We start from the raw sequence: 13,286 nt of genomic DNA, 5'->3' as shown, positions 1-13,286 counted from the left end.
ATTTAAATATCATTTACACCTTCTATTCGTTTAAAAATTATAAGCAAATCACTTTTAATATAATAAATTAATATTGTCATAAAAATGCATTAAAATTTCATAGTTTTATATGATAATTATTTATAAGTTATATATGTATTTATATAACATCTTATTAATTTGGGAAATAGAAAAAATAAGGATATATCTTAAGATATCTTTTTAAAAATATGATTTTTCTTATTTATAAAATAATATCTAATCAACTCATATGAGAGAATAGATATAGTATATTTAAAATCATTCATTCTAATATTCTTACTTGATACTTACGATGAATAATTGTTTGAAAAATATCTTTGAATACTTGTAAAAGAGAAGAAATATTTTTGACATCATAATGATACTCGGGAGAACCAACACATTTTTTTAAAAAATTTTGTGATCTATCAGAAGTACCTAGCGATACAGTAATTATTTTTATAGAATTGTTCCTAGCTTTTTCGCATATTTTAATTGTTTTAGTATTGCTTTCTGAATTATTGTTTTCTCCATCTGTCAAAAATACGATATATTTCTGAAAATTAAGAGAAGGAATTTTCGTCCTACTACGGAATAGATTAACTAAAAAAGATCTCTTTTTATCAGAAGTCAATATTTGATAAGCTTTATTCATTGCAGGAGTTGAATCAGTGAGTCCTGTCTCGATAGCATTCATATCTTTGACATATTTTCGGATTTCATCAATTTCAAAAGATGGTTTTATATTCTTTTCAACACGCGTTGTATATCCTATCAATCCCATAAATACTTCTTTTTTAGTAATTGAACTATTTATTACATCAAGTAAATTAATAACAGAATTTTTTAGTGCTGTTATTTTAGCATCATCTTTATTTTTACAAATAGAATTTGAATTAATAGCACAATTCATTGAATTAGAAAGATCAAGAACTAGCTCCACAAAAAAAATAGGACGTTCTCCTGTCTCTATTGTCAAAAGAGCAGAAACAAAAGATACAATCTTTTGATTGTAATTTTTATTATCAAGAAGATCTTCTATAAATTGAAAATTATTTTCATAAGATGTTGTGACATCTAGATGATAAAAATTTTTACCAATTTGAACATTAGAATTATTGCTTAATAGATTAGATGAACTTCTTATACTACTCATCTTCTGCGAAATAAAAATACTAGAATTTTTCACAATGTTATATATTTCTTCGCGTTTAAATAAAGCATAATTTTTAAGTAAAGTTTCTTTGATATGATTTCTAATAAAATTTTTTGTATTTTCTACTAAAGCTCTCTTCGCATGATTTGAAATGTTATCACCTAAACTATATAAATTAGATACCATCCTTGATGCGCCAGCCAAAATAGCAGAATTATTAGCATCGTCCATAGAAGATTTTTTATGATACCAATCTAAAAGATAAATCAAAAAAAATGTAGACAATATTATAGAAAAACAGGCCAAAGCGAAAATAATAGAAAAATTTGCTTTTTCAGAAAAAATGCCTTTTTTAAAGTAAAGGAATAATTTGCTTAACAAATACATTGAAAAATCTTTTATAAAATAAAATTAAAAACCAAATTATCTTCTTTTAATTTACGAGATAATTTGTTGAAATAAATAGTAATTTTTAATGGAAAATATTAATGTACATAAAATCAATAAACTATTTTAATAAATGATAAGTAATCAGATAAAAAATTTATTTTCATAAATTTACAATAAGAACTATATTATAGTAAATTATCTTTACTTTCCTATATATAATTATAAATTATCGATTTATAGAAAACATTTTCAATGATACATTACGTGTGTATCATCTATATAGAAATTTTCTAATTTTAAGTTTTAAAAATTATATAAATTTTTTCTTATATTTTTTCCAATGTTTTCTTAATCTTATGTATTAAAGTATACTAATACAATAAGTAAAGGAAAACAGGATAAACTAATGAATAATACTTTGCTATCTAAATTACAAGAAAACTCCGCAAGAGTAGACAATCTATTAGATAAACTATTATCAGACACATCGTGTCATATAACAAAACAGCACAATGACCGATTACTTTCTGCTATTCGTTATGCATTACATGGAGGGAAAAAAATACGATCGTTTTTGGCAACTGAATGTTATTCCTTATTTAATACAGATAAGCATTCAACAGCATTGCGCATTGGTGCTGCTATAGAATGTGTACACTGTTATTCTCTAATTCATGATGATCTTCCAGCAATGGACAATGGATATATTCGCCGTGGTAAGCCTACAGTACATATTCAATACGATGAAGTTACTGCTATACTTGCTGGAAATAGCTTATTAACCTATGCATTTGAAATCATTTGTTCTCCAGAAACTAAACTAGAAGATAGCATAAGATCTGAATTAATTATTTCGCTAACACGCAATATAGGGATACAAGGCATGCTAGGTGGACAAATGCTGGATATTCAAGACAAATTTATAGATGAAAAACATATGTTTATGATACAGGAAATGAAAACAGGAGCACTCATGCGCTTTGCTTGTGAAGTAGGAGCTATCCTTGCACATGCAAGTGAAGAAGAAAAGGATCGGTTACGTTTTTTTGGAGAAAATTTAGGAATTATTTTTCAATTAGTTGATGACTTAATTGATTTTGAAGATAATAATTCCAAAACAAAAAAAAATTCAGCTAAAAATGCAACTAATAAAAATAATAGCTTTGTTAAAATTAAAGGTAAAAAGTGGATAGAAGAAGAAATAAATCGAATAAATCAAAGAATAACTAAAGTTATTAGCTCATATGGGAAAAAATCACAGTTTTTAATAGAAATTGTTAATTACATTTCTTCAAAAACAAATAAATACAATGGATAAAATAATAATTTTAAAACAAAGTACAGTACATTTTTTGTAAAAAAGAATAGAATTAAAAAGAATCAAGGTAATAAAATGAAAAAAATGAGAGGAAATATAATTTATGCATCGTATCATTTTGCATTTAAGAAGCATATTTTTTCCAAAATATATACTTTGTGCTTTGTTACTTATTATTTCTCCTTGCTATTCTGTTTTATATCCTTGTGATAAAGAAAAAAGATCAGTTCTACGAGTTGGAACAGATGGAATATATCCTCCCCATAGTTTTCATTCTAAAAACGGCATAGGTGAACTAATAGGATTTGATATTGAAATTATAAAAGATATAGCCAATCGACTTAATTTAAAAATAGAATTTTTTGAAACAGCAGTAAGCGGACTAATTGCTGGACTTGATACCAACTTTTACGATGTTTTAGTTAACGTTGCCATTACACCAAACAGGCTAAAAAAATATATTTTTTCTACTCCTTATATTACACATAATTTGTTGTTAATAGTGCGTATAAATGAAAATAATATTCACAGTTTTAAAGATCTAGAAAAGAAAAAAGTTGTACAAATACTTGGAACAGACCTTTCTCAATTTGCTAAAGAATTAACATCTAAATTAATATTTAGTAATAATTTTGAACAATCATTGCAATTGTTATTAAGCAAAAGAGCTGATGCAACTATGATACCTGATATCCCTTTTCTAAATTTTTTAGAAATTCGACCTAATGATGGACGTCTATTCAAGATTGCCGATCACATAAAAAACAACAATTCTATAGCTTTCATGTTACGAAAAGATGATACTACACTAAAGAAATCTATTAACGAAGCCTTATGCGAAATATATCTAGATGGTACTTATAAAAAAATATTTGATAAATATTTTGACGAAAGTGTGATATCAAATGTCAAAGTTTGCTCTTCATAACTAAAAATATATTTTATTTTTGGAAGATAATTTAATGCAATATGATTGGTTTAATTTAATTATAGATTCTTTTCCGCAACTTCTTTACGCTGCCATCATTTTTACTTTACCAATTGCATCAATATCTTTTATTCTAAGTATTATAGTTGGTATTTTCATAGCTATTACCAGAATTTTTTTCCCAGGTATAATATCTTTAATTATGCAACTTTACGTGTGGATTTTTAGAGGAATTCCTCTTTTAGTATTATTATTTATAATATTTTACGGACTACCCCACATAGGTATAATATTCGATTCATTCGTTGCTATTGTTATAAGCCTAACACTTAATTTTTCTGCTTATATATCAGAGATAATACGTTCCTCTATCGTCTCAATCCCTCGAGGACAATGGGATGCTTCTTATTCTATTGGATTAACATGGAAACAAACTATGCGTCATGTTATATTGCCACAGACTATTTCTACATCTGCTGCACCTTTATCAAGTGAATTCATATCGATCCTGAAAAGCACATCACTTGCCTCTACCGTCACTATTCCAGAAATTTTTCAAACAGCACAGAGAATCGTATCAACTACTTATCAGCCTCTTATCATTTACTGTGAACTTGCTTTGATTTATCTCCTTCTAACTTCATTTTGTTATATAATTCAAATGAGAATAGAGATTGTTGCTGCAAAATATACATATTCAGATAATAATATGTATTATGGTAGACAAGTAAAAAAAACAAAACTATCACGAAGATAAAAAAATATAAACTTAAGTATTATATTTTCGATCAAAAACATAAAAACTAATATATAAAGGTAATAAGATCTAATTATTTATATAAAATTAAACTAAGTTCCGTGATGTATTACTAAATTGTTTTTTAAATAAAAAATTTACTTATCATATTGACGTTTTTATGGAGTTTTAAAATTAATGTCGATTCCTATATATGTAATAAGCCTTCCTTTTTCCCATACAAGGCGTGAAAAATTTTGCAATCGTGCTTCACGTATTAATATTAAATTTTCTTTTTTTGATGCAATATATGGAGACAACAATCCTATTTGTAAACAAATATTTTATAATCAAAAGCGTAAATCCCAATTCAAACGTTTGTTATCTATTCCTGAAATTGGTTGCTATATGAGCCATATTGATCTTTGGAAAAAAATTGCAAATTCTTCAAATATAGGTGCAGTGATTTTAGAAGACGACGCTGATTTTTCAGATGGATTTAACAAATTAATTTTACATTTAAGCAAATGTGATATAAGCGATATTCTGATAAAGTTTGATTCTTTAAGAAGAAAAAATAAAAAAACTGATTGTTTATGCACAGTCCCAGGAAATTTTTGTATACTACAACCCAGAATATTGTCTCCTCGAACTACTGGTTACTTTATCGGCAAAAAAGCTGCTATTGATCTTTTAAATATTCGTAAAAATATATTTCGTCCTATCGATATGGATATGAAACATTGGTGGGAACACAATGTTCCCTCTCTCGTAACAGAACCTGGCGCAGTATATGAAGCTGCTAATACAAATGACAGCTCTATTGAAAAAGGAAGATTAAAAAGCAAAACTATTTTTTTGCCTTTAAAATTTTATTATAATACACGATATCAATGGCACCTACACTATAATGCTTGGAGAAAAGATCTTCCTTATGTATCTCCTAAAATTTTTTCACATAATTATTAATCTAAGCTAATTTAGTTCAAAAAAGATGTAAAATATGAACAGCAAAATATATAATTCTTAGTATTTTTAATATATTTCTTTAAGAAGATATTAACTGTTGCAAAAAACAAAGCAAATCTTCACGGGATAATTGAAAAGAAGAATTAATCCATTCTTGTTTACAGCGAAATAAAATATTCCCTAAATTTTTACCTTGAGGAATGCCATATCTTAAAACATCATCTCCTCTTAATGGAAATAATGGTTTTTCCCAATACACAATATCAGACAACATTTGAAGTATATAATGGATATTTTTATCTGAAATTCTTTTATAAGAGATAGCTAAAAACAATTTTAATTTTGCTAATATAACTCTTTTGCCATAAAGATAAAATAATTGTTTAATTTCCTTTGTTGAAGGAACTTCATTATAAAAATTAAAGCTAATAAAAGAAATCAAAAAATATCTTTCTTCACGCGATAACTTTAATTTTTTAGCGATAGATAAAATAGAATCCTTATCTTGCAAAGAAATAAGAACAATAAAACGAAGTAAAGGATCAACATTAAATTCGAATATTTTTTCTACTTCAATAACTTTTGATAAGTGATCAATAGAATTTTCTTGTACATCAAGGAATATTTCTTTGAATATCTCTCCATTATACATATGTACAATTGCATCAAAAGGATTTTTTGCCTCTAGTATCTTTTTTATTTCTGACCATATGCGTTCAGATGAAAGTATTTTTAAACCTTTTTTAGCATTTATACTAGCTTCCAATCCATCAGGATCTATATTATTATTTTTACCATAGCAAGCAAAAAAGCGAAAAAAACGAAGAATACGAAGATAATCCTCTGCAATTCTATTATCTGCATTACCAATAAATTTTATTTTATTATTACTAATATCATTCAAACCACCAACATAATCAATAATATTACCATATTGATCTGCATATAAGGCATTAATAGTAAAATCTCTTCTTAAAGAATCAGCTTTCCAATCACGCGTAAATATAACTCTAGCATAACGACCATCAGTAATTAGATCACTTCTCAAAGTTGTAATATCAAAACATTTTTTTCGGTATACTACTTTTACAGTTCCATGTGCAATGCCTGTTGGAATAACTTTATAATTTGTATTAGAGAAAATTTTTATTACAATATTAGGCAGAATTGTCGTTGCAATATCAATATCTTGAACACTTAAGTTCATCACAGAGTTTCTAATAGATCCTCCGACAATACAAGATTTTTCTTTTCCTTTGTTAAGCAACGAAAGAATATGTATCAAATCAGGATCATGAAACCATTTGTATTTAGTAATTGATACCATTTCATTATAACCCATTCAATAGGTAATGTTATGGAGACATTAATAGGTAATGTATAATTTATCCTACTTGGTTATAGTGATAATCAATCGTCAAGATAATATCATATAACTAAATAACAAATTAGAATCAGAGAATTATTATTACTTATTTTTGGTTACGGATACAGGTTCGGATTTTGAAATAATTTCAGAGATAAACGAACGAACAACACGAACACGTACATTTTCGGATATTTCTACTTCAACTTCAGAATCATCAATAACCTTTGTAATTTTCCCTATGATTCCAGCAGATGTAATTACGGAATCTCCCCTACGCACGTTGCGTAATTTTTCTGTACGTTTTTGTAATTGTTGACGTTGTGGACGAATAATTAAAAAATACCACACTACCGCCAAAATAAAAAACAAAAAAGCCATTTCAAAGGGAGAAGTAATAGAAGTAATTGAAGGAACATCTGACTGTGCATAAACTTTTTTAAAAATCATAAAAAAATCTCCTAAAAAACGGGTAATAACAAATAAATCACAAAAAATAACCTTTATTTTAATTACCTATTCTATAATTACAATAAAATAAATATATCTGACAGATATTTTAGATAAAAGATTATCAAATTATTTATAAAAGATATAATTAATTTTTTATTGAGGAAGAATATGCAATTTTACTAATATAAAATTTACTATATTCTCGTACACAGAACTATGAAAATATCAATACAAAAAACAATCATTTTTGACACGTGTTTTGGAGGCATAAATTTATTTTTTTTAAAACAAGATATTCCTTTTAATAATGAGTAATTATTTTCTTTTTATCTTTTATTTTGAAACTCTTGACTGAGAGGATAATCCTCACTTAACATTAATCAAAAACTCTTAATCTTACTAAGATTATCTTTGGAAAGATAAAAATATATGATTTCTGATCATGAAGTGCGAGTTCGCATTGCTCCTTCTCCTACTGGAGAACCACATATTGGAACGGCTTATACAGCTCTATTTAATTATCTCATAGCAAAAAAAACTGGAGGTAAATTTATACTTCGTATTGAAGATACCGATAGTAAACGTTCTACGTTAGAATCCGAAAATGCAGTGATCAAATATTTAAAGTGGTGTGGTCTTAATTGGGATGAAGGTCCTGATATAGGAGGAGAATATGGGCCATATCGTCAATCAGAACGAAAAAATATTTATCAATCTTATGTAAGAAATCTTCTAGATAAAAAACTCGCATTTCACTGTTTTTGCTCAACAGAAAGATTAGAAGATATGCGACGTTCCCAACGAAAAAGCAATATTCCATCAAGATACGATGGTTGCTGTCTTAAACTTTCAGATAAAGAAATAGAACTTCTATTAAAAGAAAAAAAACAACATGTAATACGTCTTAAAGTTCCTAATCAAGGATTATGTGTCTTCCAAGATAAAGTATACGGAAAAATTGAAATTCCTTGGAATGCTGTTGACATGCAAGTTTTATTAAAATCTGATGGAATGCCAACATATCACTTAGCAAATGTCATTGATGATCATCTAATGAAAATCACGCATGTTGCAAGAGGAGAAGAATGGCTTTCTTCAGTGCCCAAACATATACTATTATATCAATATTTAGACTTCCCTATTCCCGAATTTATCCATATACCTCTCATTAAAAATCCTGATAGATCTAAATTATCAAAACGAAAAAACAATACTTCTATTTCCTATTATTCAGCAATGGGATATTTACCAGAAGCTCTAATTAATTTTCTTGCTCTTTTGTTTGTAAACAAAAATGAGGAGGAAGATGAATTAATGAATATACAACAATTAATCCATTGTTTTGATCTTCATAATTTATCAAAGGCAGGAGCTGTATTTGATCAACAAAAGTTAGACTGGTTAAATGGTCGTTGGATTCGTGAACAACTATCTACAATAGAATTTATATCTCGTGTATCACAATGGGTGAAAGAAAAAGATTGCCTTACGAAAGCATTAACACTTGCGCAATCTCGTATTACAACTCTTTCCTCGATTCCTAAAATGATAGATTTTTTATTTAAACATGATATTAATTTAACAGAGGATTCTTTTCAAAATATTTCTCTTGATCTAGCAGAAATTGTAGATATCTTGAAAAGATCACTAGAAGAATTAGAAAACACACAAATTTGGACAAGAGAAAATATTGAAAAGGCATTACGCAATGTAGCCCAAAATATAGAAAAACCTCTTAAGGTTATAGTTAAACCTATTTTCCTTACAATAACAGGATCTAAATATTCTTTACCTCTTTTTGACAGTATAGAAATTTTAGGACGTTCCGTTGTTTATTTTCGCCTAAAACATGCTATTACGTTAGTTAATAATTCTATTATTAGAAATAATAAAAAAAAGAAATGAAATGAGTAATATTATGACTAAAGAGGTTTTATCTTCTAATTCTATCGAAGTTCGTTCTCAAAAATTAGATATATTGAGGAAATCTTTAGCAGAAGTTTATCCCACTCATTTCCATCGTGATTTACCTAATGCTGAAGTAAGTAAAAAATATTCTTATCTTCAAAATGACGAAAAATCGCAAGATATAATAACTGTTGCTGGACGCGTTTATTCTTCCCGCAACTCTGGAATGTTTATGGATATTCACGATGCAAGCGGTAAAATACAAATTTTTACTCATAAAAACATAACAGATCAAGATTCACAAAATTTATTACCTATGATTGATATAGGTGATATTATAGGGGTAACAGGAGAAGTACGTCGCACTAAGCGTGGTGAACTAACAGTTAACGCACAAAAAATAACAATGCTTAGCAAAGCGTTGAACTCAATTCCAGAAACATATTATGGATTATCTGATGTAGAAATTAGATATCGTAAAAGATACCTTGACATTATCAGCAATGAAGACTCTAAATTACGTTTTCAAAAAAGAAGTAATATTATCTCTCAAATACGAAATTTTATGGAAAATAAAGGATTTATGGAAGTAGAAACTCCCATATTACAACCTATGTACGGAGGTGCTACTGCTGATCCATTTATAACTCATCATAATATCCTAAAATCAGATATGTATCTCCGAATTGCACCTGAGCTTTATCTTAAACGAGTACTTATATCTGGTTTAACTGATAAAGTATTTGAATTAAATCGCAATTTTCGTAACGAAGGAATATCCTCAAGACATAACCCAGAATTCACAATGATAGAAGCTTATTGGGCTTATACTGATTATCGAGATATGATGAGATTAATAGAAGATCTTTTCCATAATCTTGTTGTAAAGCTATACGAAACGACAGATATTACATTTGGAGAAAAAGTAATTTCTTTTAAAACACCATTTGCATGTAAATCTATGCCAGAATTAATAAAGGAAAAAACAGGAATTGATTTCATGAATTTAGAAAGTGATCAAGAAGCACGTTCTGTAGCAAAAAATATTGGTATTGAAATCGCAGAAGACTCTTTATGGGGTGAAGTCATGATGACAGTCTTTGAAGAAAAAATAGAGAAAAATATTCTAAATCCAACTCATATCATAAATTTCCCCAAAGATGTATCACCTTTTGCAAAAGAAGTAGCAGAAGAAAATCGTCTAGTAGAACGTTTTGAAACATACTGCAATGGATGGGAAATATGTAATGCATTTTCCGAACTTAATGATCCTGTAGAACAACGCATACGTATGGAAAAACAAGTTCAACAGTCCCATGAACGTGGAGAACCTACAATTCTTGATGAAGATTTTTTAGATGCAATGACCTATGGAATGCCTCCAGCAAGTGGATTAGGCCTTGGAATAGATCGTTTGATTATGTTATTGACCAATGCACCCTCTATTCGAGATGTTATACTTTTCCCAGCACAACGTTTGAAGAATGACAACAGAAAAATCTAATAACAATACTAATTTTATTTATGATAATATGTTATCATTTACGCGGATATTTTAGACTAATTATAATGTGATATATATCTTATATATATTCAATTAAATTTATTATCATTGTATAATTACTTCTCTCTTAATATCCTTATTAGAAACCTTCAAAGGTCTTTTGGAAAGAGATTTCAATTGACCGCATGCTGCTAAAATATCAACTCCTCGTGGAGTGCGAATAGGAGATGAATATCCAGAGCGTTTAATACATTCAGCAAATATTGAAATATCCTTTTGATCAGAACAAAGATAATCACATCCTGGCCAAGGATTAAATGGTATAAGATTTATTTTTGCAGGAATACCCTTGAGAATTTTGATAAGGTTGATTGCATCTTTAGGACTATCATTAACACCTTTAAGCATAACATATTCAAAAGTAATACGCCTTGCATTAGATAAACCTGGATAATTACGACATGCATCCATTAATATTTCCAAAGGATATTTTCTATTAATAGGCACTAAAATATTTCGAAGATCATTATTAACTGCATGCAAAGAAATAGCCAACATCACTCCAATTTCTTCTCCAACTCTCGCAATATTAGGTACGAATCCAGAAGTAGAAAGAGTAATACGACGTTTTGAAAAAGATAACCCCATACTATCACTGGCAATTAATAAAGATTTTTTTACATTATCGAAATTACAAAGAGGCTCTCCCATACCCATCATAACAATATTAGAGATCTTACGACCTAACAATGGAACTATCATTCCTTCAATATCTCTACATCCTGGAAAATCTCCTAAAAGATCTCTAACTAAAAGAATTTGCAATAATATTTCTTCTGCTGTGAGATTGCGTACTAATTGTTGAGTTCCCGTATAACAAAAAGAACAAGTCAAAGAACAACCAACTTGACTAGAAACACACAAAGTACCACGAGATTTTTCAGGAATATAAACCGTTTCAATATCTACAGAACCACCAGCACATCTCTCAGGAAAACGTAATAGCCATTTACGTGTACCATCAGTGGAAACTTTTTCATCAACAACTTCTGGATAAATGATACTAAAATGCTGATCTAGAAGACAACGTATTTCTTTTGAAATATCGGACATAACTTGAAAATTACGTGCACCTCGAACATATATCCACTTCCAGATCTGCGATGTACGCATTTTTAATTGAGCTGGCATAATTCCTATTTCGAGCAAAGAATTTTCTATCTCTTCTCTCATCATGCCAATCAAAGATTTTTTTTTAAAAATATTCAAATTAAACTATCCTAAAAATCAACTGTTTGTAAAAGATAATAACTCTGTATAACCTTAATTTTACAAAACAATACACAGATAAGACTTTAGTAATAAAAGGGGAAAACGAGATAATTTACTTACATTTCAGAACATCTGCAATAGCATTAGACAAACCAGTAAGAGAATATACATAACGAGTATTAGTTCCACGTTTAGATCTAGCAGATACAATTAATTCCTTTCCCGATCGCATTTCCTTAATAAGCATATCATCATAAAACCTTTTTTCAAATACAGCCCTATTATTATGAGGTTTCATTTTAAATATTTGGCCACTAGAATATTTTCCACTTACTTCAACAGAAACCATTGTTTCTTCATCTAAAGGATAATCCATAACTAATTCCGGAAGATAAGAATCACTTGTTTTGTTTTTCGCTGAAACAATAAAAAAATTAATTCCATGTTTAACACTTTCAGGTTCTGAAACATTAGGAATAGAAAGGGCGAAACAAACGGTCTTATCTAAGTCTGGATATTGATATACGGACCATTTAGAAAACTGGTTGTGCAATGTAGGAGAAGGATGTGAAGTAGTAGTAGCATATACATTGGATAAACTGCTCATCATCAATACAATAAAAAATCCTACTCTAAAAATATAAAAATCTTTTATAATATTTAATAACATTGCTACTCCTTAATCAGCATAGTATTCAAGCATATGGAATGTTAATCCCTACCTACACGAATAATTACATTAAACTAATTATAATCTAATACATTTTATGAACATCATAAATACTTGATTTTATGATATTTTTTCATATAGATTAGCCTTACTTTTGAAAAATTAAGAAAATGTTTAAAGCTATACATAACTTTTCTTAACGGTTTGAATGGTATACCAAAAACCCATAATACATGCAATGATATCTTGTATAAAAGAAATTAAATAATGATCAATTATAAATAATAAAACAATTTTTTTACTATCTACAAAACCAATAAATTATAAATAATAATAAAAAATATTTGTTATTGAGATAATCAATAAAAATAATTTAAATAAAAAATAGTTAATTTGAGCAAGTTATTTATAAATTATCAATAAGAAAATGATTAAACGCAATAAAAAAAGTTCAAAGAAAATTTTTTAGTTTAGATCTAAGTAAAAATAAATTAAATTACATCTTATTAGGAAAGATATACTTATATAAAAAGTAATAGTCATATTATTTTTTTGCTTAATTTTCTTTTATTATGATTTTCAAATAAAATCAAAAGTTGATAATACCATCCTAATG

11 protein-coding genes are annotated in these 13,286 nt (G+C 27.8%); 6 read left to right on the top strand and 5 right to left on the bottom strand.

Features of this window, described 5'->3' with window-relative positions; translation table 11 throughout:
• Positions 1-283: 283 nt before the first annotated feature.
• The gene (locus GY664_RS04830; protein ID WP_333948359.1) at positions 284-1,543 is read right to left on the bottom strand and encodes a vWA domain-containing protein; all 1,260 of its coding nucleotides are present in this window, start codon (positions 1,541-1,543) and stop codon (positions 284-286) included.
• A 409-nt stretch (positions 1,544-1,952) separates the two neighbouring features.
• On the opposite strand from GY664_RS04830, the gene GY664_RS04825 reads away from it, so the two are divergent.
• From GY664_RS04825 to GY664_RS04810, 4 genes are all read left to right on the top strand, one after another.
• Positions 1,953-2,864 (top strand): polyprenyl synthetase family protein, encoded by a 912-nt coding sequence (locus GY664_RS04825; RefSeq protein WP_333948358.1) that lies wholly within the window; start codon positions 1,953-1,955, stop codon positions 2,862-2,864.
• A 103-nt stretch (positions 2,865-2,967) separates the two neighbouring features.
• Positions 2,968-3,792: a transporter substrate-binding domain-containing protein gene (locus GY664_RS04820; RefSeq protein WP_333948357.1), complete on the top strand. Its 825-nt coding sequence runs from the start codon at positions 2,968-2,970 to the stop codon at positions 3,790-3,792.
• Positions 3,793-3,826: 34 nt separating this feature from the next.
• Positions 3,827-4,549 carry an amino acid ABC transporter permease gene (locus tag GY664_RS04815; RefSeq protein WP_333948356.1) on the top strand — a complete coding sequence of 241 codons (723 nt, stop codon included), beginning with the start codon at positions 3,827-3,829 and terminating at the stop codon, positions 4,547-4,549.
• 177 nt (positions 4,550-4,726) lie between these two features.
• A complete protein-coding gene (locus GY664_RS04810) occupies positions 4,727-5,497 on the top strand; it encodes a glycosyltransferase family 25 protein (protein ID WP_333948355.1) in 771 nt (256 codons plus the stop codon).
• 79 nt (positions 5,498-5,576) lie between these two features.
• Here the strand turns inward: GY664_RS04810 and GY664_RS04805 are convergent, their stop codons facing one another.
• Both GY664_RS04805 and yajC read right to left on the bottom strand, forming a co-directional pair.
• Positions 5,577-6,824, bottom strand: a complete 1,248-nt coding sequence (locus tag GY664_RS04805) for a CCA tRNA nucleotidyltransferase (RefSeq protein WP_333948353.1) — start codon at positions 6,822-6,824, stop codon at positions 5,577-5,579.
• A gap of 141 nt (positions 6,825-6,965) precedes the next feature.
• Positions 6,966-7,313, bottom strand: a complete 348-nt coding sequence (gene yajC, locus GY664_RS04800; RefSeq protein ID WP_333948352.1) for a preprotein translocase subunit YajC — start codon at positions 7,311-7,313, stop codon at positions 6,966-6,968.
• A gap of 435 nt (positions 7,314-7,748) precedes the next feature.
• On the opposite strand from yajC, the gene gltX reads away from it, so the two are divergent.
• Positions 7,749-9,221, top strand: a complete 1,473-nt coding sequence (gene gltX / locus GY664_RS04795) for a glutamate--tRNA ligase (RefSeq protein ID WP_333948360.1) — start codon at positions 7,749-7,751, stop codon at positions 9,219-9,221.
• 1 nt (position 9,222) lies between these two features.
• Complete coding sequence (gene lysS, locus GY664_RS04790) at positions 9,223-10,728, top strand: lysine--tRNA ligase (RefSeq protein ID WP_333948351.1); 1,506 nt, start codon at positions 9,223-9,225, stop codon at positions 10,726-10,728.
• Between the two features lie 105 nt (positions 10,729-10,833).
• Here lysS and rlmN read toward each other — a convergent pair whose 3' ends face one another.
• Positions 10,834-11,997 carry a 23S rRNA (adenine(2503)-C(2))-methyltransferase RlmN gene (rlmN, locus tag GY664_RS04785; RefSeq protein WP_333948350.1) on the bottom strand — a complete coding sequence of 388 codons (1,164 nt, stop codon included), beginning with the start codon at positions 11,995-11,997 and terminating at the stop codon, positions 10,834-10,836.
• 115 nt (positions 11,998-12,112) lie between these two features.
• Positions 12,113-12,670: a hypothetical protein gene (locus GY664_RS04780; protein WP_333948348.1), complete on the bottom strand. Its 558-nt coding sequence runs from the start codon at positions 12,668-12,670 to the stop codon at positions 12,113-12,115.
• Between the last annotated feature and the right edge of the window lie 616 nt (positions 12,671-13,286).

Origin of the sequence: Candidatus Liberibacter brunswickensis, from assembly GCF_036858155.1 — a bacterium.
GTDB classification, from domain to species: Bacteria; Pseudomonadota; Alphaproteobacteria; order Rhizobiales; family Rhizobiaceae; genus Liberibacter; species Liberibacter brunswickensis.
This window is presented reverse-complemented; position numbering and strand designations above follow the sequence as displayed.